We start from the raw sequence: 13,994 nt of genomic DNA, 5'->3' as shown, positions 1-13,994 counted from the left end.
GGAATGACCACCAGAGCCGTATGTTCCCCTCACCCTAACCCTCTCCCCAAAGGGGCGAGGGAATTGCTTGCACCCGGCTTATTGTTCCTGCGCCGCGCTCAACACGCTATGCAACAACACGTTGGCCCCTTTCTCTGACCATTCCGGCAGGATGCGTTCCGCTTCGTTGTGGCTGATGCCCTTCACGCAGGGGATAAAAATCATGCTGGCAGGCGCGATTTTGCTCACGTAGCAGGTGTCGTGCCCTGCGCCGGACACCATCGGTTTTGACGAATAGCCAAGCTCAGCCACCGCTTTTTCGCTACGCGCCAGACACCCGGCGTTAAACGCGATAGGCGCATAGTCAAAAATGCGCTCCACGTTTGCGGACACGCCGCGTGCCGACAGGCTCTCTGCCGCCTGGTGCAGCGCCGCTTCCATCGCTTCAAGCGCGTGCTGCTCGGGGTGGCGAAACTCTACGCTGCACTCCACGCGGGAAGGCACCACGTTGCGCGAGTTCGGCGTTACCTGCGCCATGCCGATGGTGGCGCGACCGTCCGGCTGATGCTGATAGCCAATCTGTTCAACCTTCAGCGCCAGTTCGGCAAAGGCGGTCAGCGCATCGCGTCGGCTGTGCATCGGCGTGGTTCCCGCATGAGCGGCAAAACCGTCCAGCGTTATCGTGAACCAGCGCTGGCCCATTGCCGCGCGCACCAGCCCAATATCAATGCCTTCATCTTCCAGAATCGGCCCCTGTTCGATGTGCAATTCATAGCAGGCGTGAACCGGGAAAGCGCGGGCAGGGCGCTCTCCGCGATAGCCGATAGACTCCAGCGCCTCGCGCACCGTAACCTTTTTGCTGTCCGTTCTGGCGTAAGCAAACTCTTCCGTCAGCTGGCCCGCCCAGACGCCGGACGCGAGCATGGCGGGCGCAAAACGTGCGCCTTCCTCGTTGGTCCAGTTTACCAGCACGATATCGCGCTCGGTTTCCAGCTGATGGTCGTTCAGGGTGCGCAGCAGCTCAAGCCCGGCCAGCACGCCGTAAATGCCGTCGTAATTGCCGCCAAGAGGCTGAGAGTCGACGTGCGAGCCGGTCATGACCGGCGCAAGGGTGCGATTCTTCCCGGCGCGGCGGATAAACATGTTGCCCATGCTGTCCACGTCGCAGGTGAACCCGGCCTCCAGCGCCCAGTCGCGCAGCAGATTGCGCGCGATGCGGTCTTCCTCGCTTAACGCCAGACGGGTGACGCCACCGGCGGGGGTGCCGCCGATCTGCGCCATCATCTCCAGAGTCGACCACAGGCGTTCAGGGTTAACGCGGATCATGCGCTGTCCTTTTTGCTGCGGTAGCGGAAATCGCAGCACGACCCGCCCTGCATGATGGTGGTGGTGCGGGTCAGCTCCACGTCCGGCGCGTAGCCGACGATAAACTTCTCGTCGCGGGCGCAGGAGAGCAGGTGACCAATCTCACCGAGGCCCATCTCGTGATACATCTCGGCGTAGCGGCAGCGCGTCACGTTGTAGTTGTACTGCTGTTCGTCGGCGTCGATCACCTTCACGTCTAGCGCGTTATCTTTCTCCCACAGATATTGCAGGGCGATAAAGCTCTTTACGTCCGTACCGTTTGGCTCTTTGCTGGCAAATTCTTTACCCGCGTTGATGGCGGCCTGCTCAATGGCCTCGCCAATCACCGCCTGGGCGCGGGTTTTCCCTATCTCGCGCACCAGGATTTCGTAAATTGGCTTAATAATTTCTGCTTCGATTTTGCGGCGGGCGAGAATGCCCAGCTCATTATTATCACTCATCACATTGCCTCACTGCGTTACTTAGTGCTCGCGCCACCGAGCACGGTCTGCGGCTGCCATTTGCCATCCACCACTTTATAAACGGTGAACGACGGCGATTTGAGGTTACCCTCTTTATCGAACGCAATCTGCCCGGTAACGCCGGAATAGCTGATGGCGCGCAGGGCTGGCAGATACTCAGACGGATCGACCGAGTCGGCTTTTTCCATCGCGGCAACCAGTACGCGGGTGGCGTCATAGGCAAACGGCGCGTGCAGTTCGATGTGGGTGTGGTAGCGCGACTGATACGCCTGCTCAAAGGCTTTCCCGCCCGGCATTTGATCGACCGGCAGGCCCGGCTCCAGCGCCACCACGCCTTCACCCTCTTTTTGCGCCAGTTGCAGGAAGGTCTGGCTGACAAACCCGCCCGCGCCCATCAGGGTGGCGTTCATGCCCAGCTGCTTGATGCGTCGTGCCAGCGGTGCTGCCTGGCTGTCCACGCCGCCGAAGAAGATCAGATCGGCTTTTTTGCTGCGAATCGCCGTCAGCACGGCGCTGAAATCCACGGTTTTGTCGTCAACGTACTGGCGGTCAACGATTTTCACGCCCTGGGCTTCCAGCGATTTAATAAACTCGTCTGCCAGACCCTGGCCGAACGCCGTACGGTCATCGATCACCGCAATGCGTTTCGCTTTCAGAGTGTTGACTGCGTACTGACCGGCAAACTGGCCGCCGTCGTCGTCATGGCCCATCACGCGGAAGCTGGTGTCGAAACCCTGTCGGGTGTAGGCGTGCCCCGTGGCGACCGGAGCCACCTGCGCGATGCCCGCGTCGTGGTAAACGCGCGCCGCCGGAATGCTGGTCCCGGTATTCCAGTGGCCGACCACGCCCGCCACGCCGCTGTCGACCAGACGCTGCGCGACGGCCACGGCGGTGCGCGGGTCAGACTGATCGTCTTCGGATTGCAGCTTGAAGGTCACCGCTTTGCCGCCGATGGTCGGGTGCTGCTTGTTAATGTCGTCAATCGCCAGCTGCGCGCCGTTCTCCAGATCTTTACCGATACGGGCAGACGGGCCGGTCAACGGGCCCGCCAGGCCGATAAGCACGGTTTCACCCTCTGCGGACCATGCGCCGGTGGAGGCAAAACCACCGAGCAGAAGCGCGGCGCTGAGCACACTGATTTTTACTGTTTTCATTGTTTTCCCTGGTGTTGGTTGGTGTTGTTAAACGGGCATTTCGCCCAAATAAATTTGTGCAATCTGGTCGTCGTTCAGCAGCGCTTTTGACTCGCCGTGGTGAACGATGCTGCCGCTGTCCATCACCCACGCGCTGTCGGTGACCTCCAGCGCCAGCCGGGCGTTTTGTTCAATCAGCAGCAGGGCAACGCCGCGTTCGCGAAGCCCGGCAATGACCTCAAAAATGTTCTCAACCATTTTCGGGGCCAGGCCCATAGAGGGTTCGTCGAGGATCAGCAGGCGCGGGCGGCTCAGCAGGGCACGGTTTAGCGCCAGAAGCTGCTGTTCACCGCCGGAGAGCAGCCCGGCAAGCTGGTGCTGACGTTCGCCGAGGCGCGGGAATCGCTCAAAAATCTCGCGCATCTCCTGCCGGACGGTGACGTTGTCACGCCGCAGCCAGGCCCCCATCTGTAGGTTTTCCAGCACCGTCATGCGGGCGAAGATGCCGCGACCTTCCGGCACCATGACCAGCCCGTCGCGCAGCAGCGCGTCGGCTTTGTGCTTGCGCACGTCTTTGCCGTTGAAGGTAACGGTGCCGCCAAAGCTCTCCAGCCCGGTGATGGCGCGGACGGTGGAGCTTTTTCCCGCGCCGTTGGCGCCGATCAGCGTGGCCTGTTCGCCTTCGTGCAGGGTGAAGGAGACATCGCGCACCGCCTGGATGCCGCCGTAATGCACGTCGAGCCGCTCAACTTTCAATAATTCAGACATGGGCATGGCCTCCAAGCCAGGCGGCGATCACCGCCGGATCGCGGCGCACGCTGTCCGGCGTGCCGCTGGCGAGCGTTTTGCCGTAATCAAGTACCGTCAGGCGATCGCAGATCCCCATCACCAGCTTGACGTCGTGTTCAATCATCAGCAGCGTTTTGCCGTCGTCGCGAATGCGGATAAGCAGCTCGCCGAGCGCCCCTTTTTCCGCCGCGTTCATGCCCGCGGCGGGCTCGTCGAGCGCCAGCAGCAGCGGATCCGTTGCCAGCGCGCGGGCGATCTCCAGCCGACGCTGATGGCCGTAGGCCAGATCGCAGGCGCGGTAGTGGGCGAACTTCGCAATCCCGGTGTACTCCAGCCAGTGCCAGGCCTGCTCGCGGGTTTCGGTTTCTTCTTCGCGGGCGCGCTTGTGACGGCTGAGCGCCGCCCACAGGCCGTTGCGGGTACGAACGTGACGGCCCACCATCACGTTTTCCAGCACCGACATCTCGTTAAACAGCCGCACGTTCTGGAAGGTGCGGGCGATCCCGGCGGCGGTCACTTTTTCGATCTGTTTCGGGAAATAGGGCTTATCGGCAATCAAAAACTCGCCGCTGTCGGCCGGATAGAGCCCGGTGATCAGGTTAAAACAGGTGGTTTTTCCCGCCCCGTTCGGGCCAATCAGCCCGTAGATTTCACCCTTATTGATGGTGAGCGAGACATTGTCCACGGCGGTCAGGCCGCCGAAGCGTTTAGACATATTGCGTACGGTCAGCAGGCTCATGCTTTTACCTCCTTGTGGCGCACCGGCCAGATCCCGGAAGGGCGTACCAGCATCACCCCGACCAGCGCCAGGCCGTAAAACAGCTGGCGAAGAATTTCCGGGTCAACCAGTACGGTGCCAAACAGCGCCTGTTGCACCGGTGCGGCCTGGCTGCGCAGCAGTTCCGGCAGGGCGGTGAGCAGTACCGCGCCGAGGATCACGCCGGGGATGTGGCCCATGCCGCCGAGCACCACCATCGCCAGCACCGCAATTGACTCCTGCAAGGTGAAGGATTCCGGAGAGACAAAGCCCTGGAAGGCGCCAAACAGCGCGCCCGCCACGCCGCCAAAGGAGGCGCCCATCGCGAAGGCCAGCAGCTTGTAGTTACGCACGTTGATGCCCATCGCCCGGGCCACGTCCTCGTCTTCGCGGATCGCGTGCCAGGCACGGCCAATGCGCGAGTGCTGCAAGCGCAGGCAGACGAAAATAATCGCCACAATCACCAGCATTAGCAGGTAGTACCATAGCCACAGGGCGGGCACCTTGACACCGAACCAGTGATAGACGCCGCTAAACTTCAGGCCGAAGAGGTTGAGCGTATCAACGCCGGTAATGCCCTTCGCGCCGTTGGTGATGTTTACCGGGCGATCCAGGTTGCGCATCAGGATGCGGATAATTTCGCCGAAGCCGAGGGTCACGATGGCGAGATAATCCCCGCGCAGCTTCAGCGTAGGTGCGCCGAGTAAAATGCCGCACACCGCCGCTACCAGCGCGGCGACGGGAATAATCAATAAATACGAGGTGTGCAGCCCGTCCGGGAACCACGCGGCGAGGATCGGGAAGGTCTCCAGCAGATGCGGAGAGGCCAGCAGCGCGGCGAGATACGCCCCGACCGCATAAAAGGCGATAAAGCCCATATCCAGCAGGCCGGTATAGCCGACCACGATGTTCAGCCCCAGCGCCAGCATGATGTAAAGCAGCGCGAAGTCGATAACGCGGACCCAGTAGTTGCCCCCAAGCTGGGTGGCAATCACCGGCGCCAACAGCAGGGCGATGCAGAACAGGGTCATGCCTGACCAGAATTTACGGCTCGCTGCGGGAGCCTGAAGTTGTGCGGTTGTCATATTTTCCCCTACGCCCTGTGCGCCACGCGCTCGCCGAGTAAACCCGCCGGGCGGAAGACCAGCACCAGAATCAGCACGATGAAGGCAAAGACGTCCTGATAATTACTGCCAAACACGCCGTTTGTGAGTTCCCCGAGATACCCCGCGCCGAGCGCTTCGATAATGCCGAGCAAAATGCCGCCGACCATCGCGCCGCGAATGTTGCCGATACCGCCGAGAACCGCGGCGGTAAAGGCTTTGATACCGGGTAAAAAGCCCATCGAGAAGCTGGCGTTGCCGTAGTTGCTCGCCATCATTACGCCCGCGAGCGCGGCAAACACCCCGCCGATGGCAAAGGTGAGGGTGATAATAGCGTTCGGGTTGACCCCCATCAGGGTGGCGACGCGCGGGTTTTCAGCCACCGCGCGCATTCCGCGCCCAAGGCGAGTGTATTCAACCAGCAGCCACAGTCCGGTCATGACGACCAGCGCCAGCACCACGGTGACGATCCCGGTTACGGTGACAATCGCCGGAGGATGGGCGTCGCTGCCCGCCGTCACGGCAATGGGATCCATCGGCAGGATCTGCGGGAACATCAGCGGGTTGCGGGTCCAGATAATCATCGCCACGGTTTGCAGCAGAACCGATACGCCAATCCCGGAGATCAGCGGGGCCAGGCGCGGCGCGTTGCGCAAGCGGCGATAGGCAAAGCGTTCCACCGCCATCGCCAGCAGCGCGCAGACGGCCATCGCAATCGCCACGGCGCAGCCCAGCTGCACCAGCAGCGGCATGTGCGGGAAGGTGTTATTCAACAGGTTGATGGCCGACAGCGTGGTGAGCGCGCCAACCATCAAAATATCGCCGTGGGCAAAGTTAATAATGCGCAAAATGCCATACACCATGGTATAGCCCAGCGCGATCAGCGCGTAGATGCTTCCCAGCATCACCCCGTTGATCAATTGTTGTATGAGTGTATCCAACGTTCTTATCCGACTGATTGCTCTTTCAGCGGCTACCATCCAACAATTGAATTAAATTGTAAAATACACATATATTATTTCTTATGATAAACCGATATTGTTTTATCTTGATGATTTATATAAAGATATTAAATTCCCATAACGGGGTGAAAAGCCTAAAGAAATCAATATATGAATAAAACAGAACAATCGGCCTTCGCGGAAAGCCGCCTCGCAAACGATCCGCCGCTGCGTGCGGTTCGCGCCTTCGAGGCCATTGCCCGGCTGGGCAGCGTGACGCAGGCGGCGCAGGAGCTGGATATCTCGCCCTCGGCGGTCAGCCATCAGCTCAAAGTGCTGGAAGGGTATCTGCAAATGCCGCTGACCGAACGTCAGGGGCGCAGGCTGGTGCTGAGCCAGCAGGGGCGGGAATATTACCGTTCAATTCGCGCGGCGTTTAACGTGCTGCGCCAAGCCACGGAGCATCTCGTTGAGCAGGCGCAAACGCGGCAGGTGACCATCAGCCTGATCCCGCTGTTCGGCATGGGCTGGTTTATTCCGCGCCTGCCCGCGTTTATGCGCGCGAATCCGCAGACCGAGATTAACGTGGTGTACGCCAACCACCGCAACTACCTGAGCGACGCGTCGGATATGTCGATTCGTTTTGGCAACGGCCAGTGGGCGGGCTATCAGAGCGAGAAGCTGATCTCCGGCAAAATGGTGCCGGTGTGCAGCCGCGCCTTTCTGCGCATTCATGGTCATATCGATACCCCGGAACAGCTGCTGCAAATGCCGCTGCTGCACGACGAAGAGCGCAGCACCTGGCAACAGTGGTTCATCCTGCAAGGGGTGAAGCGCCCCCCACGACGAAGCGGGCCGATGTTTGAAGACGGACTGCTGACGCTGGCGGGCGTGCAGGCCGGGTTGGGCTGCGCGCTGATGCGCGAACCGCTTATCGCGCCCTATCTGGAAAGCGGAGAGCTGGTGAAAATTTTCGATATGCCCATCGAGGACGGGCGCGACTATTACCTGTGCGTGCGTTCCGATACGGAGATGACCGAAGACGGTAAGCTCCTGCAAAACTGGCTTCGCCGCGCGGCGGGCAGCGTTCAGCCTACGGATTAAGCAGGCATTTGTTGTCGAGCGCTTCAATCTCCGTGCCGCTAAAGCGGGCGTATTGTCCGGTCAGCCCCCAGAACGCGGGCTGGGTTTCGGTGTAGATCTCGGCGGCCAGCACCAGGCGACGGCGTTCGTCTTCGTTCATCTCCAGCAGCGTCCAGGGAACGAAGTAGCGCCCGGAGGTGGTCAGCGCGAACCACAGCGGACAGCCGCAGCCGGGGCAGAACCAGCGCTCGCCGCGAACGGAAGAGGCGAAATGGGAGGGGGCGATAGAGCCCTCTTCAATGACCGGTTGCCCCTGCGCTTCCAGGTACATCGCGACGCCGCCGGACCATTTCTGGCACAGGGTACAGTGGCAGGCGTACACGTCGAAATTGGTGAGACTCACGCTGAACTGGCTCATCCCACATAAACAGCGCCCGTTGAAGATGTGCATGGCGTTCTCCTTTATTACGCCAGTCGAACCGAAAAAAAAAGCCAGCCGCGAGGGCTGGCCTTTTTGTACTCACAAATCTTAGAACTGGTAGGTCAGACCCAGTGCAACGATGTTGTCAGTGGCTACACCAGCAGCTTTGGTGAAGCTGTTGTCGTCAACCAGGTTGATTTTGTAATCAACGTAGGTAGACATGTTTTTGTTGAAGTAGTAGGTCGCGCCAACGTCAACGTATTCAACCAGATCCTGGTCGCCGTAAGAACCGAGGTCTTTACCTTTGGATTTCAGGTACGCCACGGACGGACGCAGACCGAAGTCGAACTGGTACTGTGCAACCACTTCGAAGTTCTGCGCTTTGTTCGCGATATAACCATCACCGAAGTTGGTCATGTTGCGGGTTTCAGAGTAGGTGGTTGCCAGGTAGATGTTGTTCGCATCGTACTTCAGGCCAGCCGCCCACACTTCAGCGTTGTCGCCGCCAGCGTTGATGGTGTTAGCCACGCGGCCCGCAGCAACCTGACGGTCAGTACGGTCAGATTTCGCATAGGTTGCACCCACGCCGAAACCGTCGAATTCATAGGTAGAAGACAGACCCCAGCCGTCACCGTTCGCTTCGGTGATGTCACGGTCGTCATTTTTACCCTGGTACTGAGCGGCAACGTTCAGGCCGTCAACCAGACCGAAGAAGTCAGAGTTACGGTAGGTCGCAACGCCAGTCGTACGGCCAGTCATAAAGCCATCAGTCTGAGTCCAGGTATCACCACCGAACTCTGGCAGAACGTCGGTCCATGCGCCGATGTCGTAAGCAACACCGTAGTTACGACCGTAGTCGAAAGAACCGAATTCGTTGAATTTCAGGCCAGCGAATGCCAGACGGGTTTTGTTGCCCTTGTCGCCGTTGCTTTCTTCGTTGTTGCCTTTGAACTCATATTCCCACTGACCGTAACCGGACATCTGGTCGTTGATCTGAGTTTCGCCTTTGAAGCCCAGACGAACGTAGGTTTTGTCACCGTCGCTGTTGGAGTCATCAGAGAAATAGTGCAGACCTGTTACTTTACCGTACAGATCCAGCTTGTTACCGTCTTTGTTATAAACTTCAGCCGCGTTTACAACGCCTGCTGCCAACATGGAAGTCACTGCCACTGCAACTAATTTAAGTTTCATCTTAAATAATCCTTATAATTTTCTTTGGGTATTCCTGAGCCATTTTTAAACGATTGCTAAACGAGGCTTTCCGTCAATGGCGAGTTATTCTTAAAATTCTGTAGCCTGGTTTCAATAATAAGTTTCAAAATATTAGTGATAATTTCAATTAGTGTGATCGTGATCTGAAAAATTGCCGCTGAAACGGTCTTTTCGCTTAATTAATAGTCGAAAATGGATTATTCCCCACGCTTAACAATTAAGGGTGGAATAGTTTTTACTGTTGTGAGTTTTTGTAAAGCAGCGCCCGTGCAAGAGTAAGAATATTCATGGTAATTCGATAAAGATGACCGTAAATCAGTAGCCTGGAGGCGCAGAGAAGTGAATATTCTGTAGGGTATAACTGAAACATCCGGAAATAAACTATTGCGATATGTGCTATTTAGCCTGTAAATATTCGCAAGGAAGTAGTTACTTTAGGTTGTCAATTATTGTCAATGTGATGGAGAGTATGTTTACGAAAGTGAGTATATATAAACAGAATGTAAACATTCACGCCAGCGCGTGAAGGAATATTCTGAAGCGGGATCGCACATCATTTTTTTATATTTCGCCGGGCGCTAACCCGGCATAAATAATTAGCGTTTATTTCGCGTGGCGTACCAGCACAGGAGCGAACCGGCGCACACCATCAGCGCGCCTTGCCAGAACGAGAACGAGAGCGGGGCGTTTAACACGACAGCGGCCAGAGCGGCGGATAATACCGGCGTGAAATAAGATACGGCAGCCAGCACCGTCACGTTGCCGTGAAGAATACCAATATTCCAGGCGGCATAGCCAAATCCCAGCGCGACGCCGCACAGTAATAGCTTCACCACTACCGGCACGCTAAACACCATTTCAGGCTGCGGGCTGAGGGCATATTTCACCCACAGGCTCAGCGCCGTGAGCAAGACAAAAAGGGTGATGCCGTTTTGTCCTTTGGCAAATTTGCTGGTGACGGTACAGTAGGCGGCCCAGATAAAGGCGCCGGCAAACGCCAGCGCATAGCTCAGCGGACTGGAGATGACGTTGCGGATAATATTATCAATATGCAACCCCTGTTCACCGCCTAATACCCAGCAGACGCCTGAGAGTGAAATAAACAATCCGGGGATCACCCACAGGGTCGATTTTTGGCCGTTGAACAGGATAGCGAACACAATCGTCAGGCTTGGCCACAGATAATTCACCATGCCCACCTCAATCGCCTGCGGGCGGGTAGCCGCATAGCCTAGCGACAGCGCGAGACAAATTTCATAGCTGACAAACAGGACGCTGCCCGCAATTAAATAACCGCGCGAAAAACGTCTTATATCCGGAAAGCCGACCGTCACCAGGCACAATAATCCGCTGACGGTATAAATCATCGCCGCGCCGCCCACCGGCCCCAGCCCTTCGCTGACGCTGCGAATAAGCCCGACCATCGTGCTCCATAAAAGAATGGCCGCCAGGCCAATCAGTGTTGCTCTTTTTTTATCCATTACCTTGCCATCGCCATCAAACGCAAAGGGAAAACGTATCATATTCACCCGGCCGTTATCGCGAATAATTCTCGTAAGCGGCTAACCCGAAAGGATTATTTAAACCCGACTGCGGCGACTATTAAGGGGGCGAAAAATATCGACATTGATTTGACGCAAAAAAAACAGGGGCTTTGCTGTTAGTTTGCGGCACATCCTTATCAGAGAAAGAGGACCACAATGGACGTCAGCCGCAGACAATTTTTCAAAATCTGCGCGGGCGGTATGGCCGGAACAACGGCTGCCATGCTGGGATTTGCTCCCAAAATGGCGCTGGCTCAGGCACGCAACTATAAGCTGCTGCGTGCCAAAGAGATCCGTAACACCTGCACATACTGTTCCGTGGGATGCGGGCTATTAATGTATAGCCTGGGCGATGGCGCGAAGAACGCCAAAGAAGCGATTTACCATATTGAAGGGGATCCGGACCATCCGGTAAGCCGCGGGGCGCTGTGCCCGAAAGGGGCCGGGCTGCTGGACTATGTTCACAGTGAAAACCGCCTGCGTTATCCGGAGTACCGCGCGCCGGGTTCCGATAAGTGGCAGCGCATCTCCTGGGATGAAGCTTTCTCCCGCATCGCGAAATTAATGAAAGCCGACCGTGACGCCAACTTCGTTGAAAAGAACGCGCAGGGCGTGACCGTAAACCGCTGGCTCTCCACCGGGATGCTCTGTGCATCAGCGGCAAGCAATGAAACCGGCATGTTGACGCAGAAGTTTGTGCGTTCCCTCGGGATGCTGGCGGTAGATAACCAGGCGCGCGTCTGACACGGACCAACGGTAGCAAGTCTTGCTCCAACATTTGGTCGCGGTGCGATGACCAACCACTGGGTTGATATCAAAAACGCAAACGTCGTGGTGGTGATGGGCGGTAACGCCGCTGAGGCCCATCCGGTGGGATTCCGCTGGGCGATGGAAGCGAAGAACAACAATGATGCGACGCTGATCGTCGTCGATCCGCGCTTTACGCGTACGGCATCGGTGGCGGATATCTATGCGCCAATCCGCTCCGGTACGGACATTACGTTCCTGTCCGGCGTACTGCTGTACCTGATTGAAAATAATAAAATTAACGCTGAATACGTTAAGCACTACACCAACGCCAATCTGCTGGTGCGGGATGACTTCGCCTTTGATGAGGGGCTGTTTAGCGGCTATGACGCGGAAAAACGGCAGTACGATAAGTCGTCCTGGAACTATCAGTTCGATGAAAACGGCCACGCGATGCGTGATGAAACGCTGACCCACCCGCGCTGCGTCTGGAATTTGCTGAAACAGCACGTTTCCCGCTATACGCCGGACGTGGTGGAAAACATCTGCGGCACGCCAAAAGCGGACTTCCTGAAAGTGTGCGAAGTGCTGGCCTCTACGAGCGCCGCCGACAGAACCACCACGTTCCTGTACGCGCTCGGCTGGACGCAGCATACCGTGGGTGCGCAGAACATCCGCACCATGGCGATGATCCAGCTGCTGCTCGGCAATATGGGGATGGCGGGCGGCGGGGTGAACGCCCTGCGCGGCCACTCGAACATTCAGGGGTTAACCGATCTCGGTCTGCTCTCCACCAGCCTGCCGGGGTATCTGACCCTGCCGTCTGAAAAACAGACCGATCTGCAAAGCTACCTGACGGCGAACACGCCGAAAGCGACGCTGCCGGACCAGGTGAACTACTGGAGCAACTATCCGAAGTTCTTCGTGAGCCTGATGAAATCCTTCTACGGCGACAACGCGCGCAAAGAGAACGACTGGGGCTACCAGTGGCTGCCGAAATGGGATCAGGCTTACGACGTCATCAAGTATTTCAACATGATGGATAAGGGCGACGTCACGGGCTATATCTGCCAGGGCTTTAACCCGGTGGCCTCATTCCCGGACAAAAACAAGGTTGTCCGTAGCCTCAGCAAGCTGAAGTACATGGTGGTTATCGATCCGCTGGTGACCGAAACCTCCACCTTCTGGCAGAACCACGGCGAATCTAACGATGTCGATCCGTCGGCGATCCAGACCGAGGTCTTCCGCCTGCCGTCCACCTGCTTTGCGGAAGAAGATGGCTCTATTGCCAACTCCGGCCGCTGGTTGCAGTGGCACTGGAAAGGGCAGGATGCGCCGGGCGAAGCGCGTAACGACGGCGAAATTCTGGCCGGGATCTACCATCGTCTGCGCGACATGTATCGCAGCGAAGGCGGCAAAGGCGTCGAGCCGCTGCTGAAGATGAGCTGGAGCTACAAACAGCCCGATCGTCCTGAGTCAGAAGAGGTGGCAAAAGAGAACAACGGCGTGGCGCTGGCGGATCTCTATGATGCCAACGGCGCTCTGCTGGCGAAGAAAGGCCAGCTGCTGAACAGCTTTGCGCTGCTGCGCGACGACGGTTCAACCGCCTCGTCCTGCTGGATCTACACCGGCAGCTGGACCGAGCAGGGCAACCAGATGGCGAACCGCGACAACGCCGACCCGTCAGGGCTGGGCAACACCCTTGGCTGGGCCTGGGCGTGGCCGCTGAACCGCCGCGTGCTGTACAACCGTGCGTCGGCGGATATCAACGGCAAGCCGTGGGATCCAAAACGTATGCTGATCCAGTGGAACGGTGCGAAGTGGGCGGGTAACGATATCCCGGACTTTAACACCGCAGCGCCGGGCAGCGCGACCGGGCCGTTCATCATGCAGCCGGAAGGGCTTGGGAGACTCTTTGCCCTCGACAAGCTGGCGGAAGGGCCGTTCCCGGAACACTACGAGCCGATGGAAACGCCGCTGGGAACCAACCCGCTGCACCCGAACGTGATCTCAAGCCCGGTGGTGCGTATCTACGAAGACGACGTGCTGCGCTTAGGCAAGAAGGATAAGTTCCCGTACGTCGGGACCACCTATCGTCTGACCGAGCATTTCCACACCTGGACCAAGCACGCGCGGCTTAACGCCATCGCGCAGCCGGAACAGTTTGTGGAGATCAGCGAAACGCTGGCAAAAGCGAAGGGCATTGCCAACGGCGACCGCGTGACGGTAAGCAGCAAGCGCGGGTTTATTCGCGCCGTGGCGGTAGTCACTCGCCGTCTGCAAACCCTTAACGTACACGGTCAGCAGGTGGAAACCGTCGGTATTCCGCTGCACTGGGGCTTTGAAGGGGTGGCGAAAAAAGGCTACATCGCCAATACCCTGACGCCAAACGTCGGCGATTCCAACTCGCAGACGCCGGAGTACAAAGCGTTTCTGGTTAACATCGAGAAAGCGTAAGG

General features: G+C 57.8%; 12 protein-coding genes. 2 read left to right on the top strand and 10 right to left on the bottom strand.

The features are described from left to right. Positions 1–78: 78 nt before the first annotated feature. The 7 genes from ACSVHP_RS02340 to ACSVHP_RS02310 are packed head-to-tail and all read right to left on the bottom strand — an operon-like array spanning position 79 to position 6,528. Positions 79–1,305 carry an allantoate amidohydrolase gene (locus ACSVHP_RS02340; protein ID WP_447550859.1) on the bottom strand — a complete coding sequence of 409 codons (1,227 nt, stop codon included), beginning with the start codon at positions 1,303–1,305 and terminating at the stop codon, positions 79–81. Then, on the bottom strand, positions 1,302–1,784 hold the full coding sequence (locus ACSVHP_RS02335; RefSeq protein ID WP_447550858.1) for an L-2-amino-thiazoline-4-carboxylic acid hydrolase: 483 nt from the start codon (positions 1,782–1,784) through the stop codon (positions 1,302–1,304). Before ACSVHP_RS02335 ends, ACSVHP_RS02340 begins: the two co-directional genes overlap by 4 nt. Positions 1,785–1,801: 17 nt before the next feature. Then, a complete protein-coding gene (locus tag ACSVHP_RS02330; RefSeq protein ID WP_447550857.1) occupies positions 1,802–2,959 on the bottom strand; it encodes a branched-chain amino acid ABC transporter substrate-binding protein in 1,158 nt (385 codons plus the stop codon). 27 nt (positions 2,960–2,986) lie between these two features. After that, complete coding sequence (locus ACSVHP_RS02325) at positions 2,987–3,706, bottom strand: ABC transporter ATP-binding protein (protein WP_447550856.1); 720 nt, start codon at positions 3,704–3,706, stop codon at positions 2,987–2,989. Continuing rightward, complete coding sequence (locus ACSVHP_RS02320) at positions 3,699–4,466, bottom strand: ABC transporter ATP-binding protein (protein ID WP_234674684.1); 768 nt, start codon at positions 4,464–4,466, stop codon at positions 3,699–3,701. Before ACSVHP_RS02320 ends, ACSVHP_RS02325 begins: the two co-directional genes overlap by 8 nt. Next, positions 4,463–5,569 carry an ABC transporter permease subunit gene (locus ACSVHP_RS02315; protein ID WP_234674683.1) on the bottom strand — a complete coding sequence of 369 codons (1,107 nt, stop codon included), beginning with the start codon at positions 5,567–5,569 and terminating at the stop codon, positions 4,463–4,465. The genes ACSVHP_RS02320 and ACSVHP_RS02315 overlap by 4 nt, the downstream gene beginning before the upstream one ends. A gap of 8 nt (positions 5,570–5,577) precedes the next feature. Further along, positions 5,578–6,528 (bottom strand): branched-chain amino acid ABC transporter permease, encoded by a 951-nt coding sequence (locus ACSVHP_RS02310; RefSeq protein WP_447550855.1) that lies wholly within the window; start codon positions 6,526–6,528, stop codon positions 5,578–5,580. A gap of 171 nt (positions 6,529–6,699) precedes the next feature. On the opposite strand from ACSVHP_RS02310, the gene ACSVHP_RS02305 reads away from it, so the two are divergent. Next, positions 6,700–7,632, top strand: coding sequence for a LysR substrate-binding domain-containing protein (locus tag ACSVHP_RS02305; RefSeq protein WP_447550854.1), 933 nt, complete (start codon positions 6,700–6,702; stop codon positions 7,630–7,632). On the opposite strand, the gene ACSVHP_RS02300 is transcribed toward ACSVHP_RS02305, so the two are convergent. The 3 genes from ACSVHP_RS02300 to yddG all read right to left on the bottom strand — a co-directional run bounded on the left by ACSVHP_RS02300 (position 7,622) and on the right by yddG (position 10,725). Then, positions 7,622–8,062: a GFA family protein gene (locus ACSVHP_RS02300; protein ID WP_234674680.1), complete on the bottom strand. Its 441-nt coding sequence runs from the start codon at positions 8,060–8,062 to the stop codon at positions 7,622–7,624. The genes ACSVHP_RS02305 and ACSVHP_RS02300 overlap by 11 nt on opposite strands. 78 nt (positions 8,063–8,140) lie before the next feature. Then, positions 8,141–9,223 carry a porin OmpC gene (gene ompC, locus ACSVHP_RS02295; protein WP_234674679.1) on the bottom strand — a complete coding sequence of 361 codons (1,083 nt, stop codon included), beginning with the start codon at positions 9,221–9,223 and terminating at the stop codon, positions 8,141–8,143. A 617-nt stretch (positions 9,224–9,840) separates the two neighbouring features. Further along, on the bottom strand, positions 9,841–10,725 hold the full coding sequence (yddG, locus tag ACSVHP_RS02290; protein WP_417313829.1) for an aromatic amino acid DMT transporter YddG: 885 nt from the start codon (positions 10,723–10,725) through the stop codon (positions 9,841–9,843). Positions 10,726–10,944: 219 nt separating this feature from the next. Here yddG and fdnG point away from each other — a divergent pair, with 219 nt between their 5' ends. Further along, the gene (fdnG, locus tag ACSVHP_RS02285) at positions 10,945–13,992 is read left to right on the top strand and encodes a formate dehydrogenase-N subunit alpha (protein WP_447550853.1); all 3,048 of its coding nucleotides are present in this window, start codon (positions 10,945–10,947) and stop codon (positions 13,990–13,992) included. The last annotated feature ends 2 nt before the right edge of the window (positions 13,993–13,994 follow it).

It is taken from the genome of Enterobacter sp. 186315 (assembly GCF_053290175.1).
Note: the sequence above shows the minus strand (reverse complement) of the source record. Positions and strands in the feature narration are given on the sequence as shown.

Bases quoted from the DNA above. Each gene is read 5' to 3' on its own strand.
- ACSVHP_RS02340 (WP_447550859.1), bottom strand. From the start codon at position 1,305: ATGATCCGCGTTAACCCTGAACGCCTGTGGTCGACTCTGGAGATGATG.
- ACSVHP_RS02335 (WP_447550858.1), bottom strand. From the start codon at position 1,784: ATGAGTGATAATAATGAGCTGGGCATTCTCGCCCGCCGCAAAATCGAA.
- ACSVHP_RS02330 (WP_447550857.1), bottom strand. From the start codon at position 2,959: ATGAAAACAGTAAAAATCAGTGTGCTCAGCGCCGCGCTTCTGCTCGGT.
- ACSVHP_RS02325 (WP_447550856.1), bottom strand. From the start codon at position 3,706: ATGTCTGAATTATTGAAAGTTGAGCGGCTCGACGTGCATTACGGCGGC.
- ACSVHP_RS02320 (WP_234674684.1), bottom strand. From the start codon at position 4,466: ATGAGCCTGCTGACCGTACGCAATATGTCTAAACGCTTCGGCGGCCTG.
- ACSVHP_RS02315 (WP_234674683.1), bottom strand. From the start codon at position 5,569: ATGACAACCGCACAACTTCAGGCTCCCGCAGCGAGCCGTAAATTCTGG.
- ACSVHP_RS02305 (WP_447550854.1), top strand. From the start codon at position 6,700: ATGAATAAAACAGAACAATCGGCCTTCGCGGAAAGCCGCCTCGCAAAC.
- ACSVHP_RS02300 (WP_234674680.1), bottom strand. From the start codon at position 8,062: ATGCACATCTTCAACGGGCGCTGTTTATGTGGGATGAGCCAGTTCAGC.
- ompC (WP_234674679.1), bottom strand. From the start codon at position 9,223: ATGAAACTTAAATTAGTTGCAGTGGCAGTGACTTCCATGTTGGCAGCA.
- yddG (WP_417313829.1), bottom strand. From the start codon at position 10,725: ATGGATAAAAAAAGAGCAACACTGATTGGCCTGGCGGCCATTCTTTTA.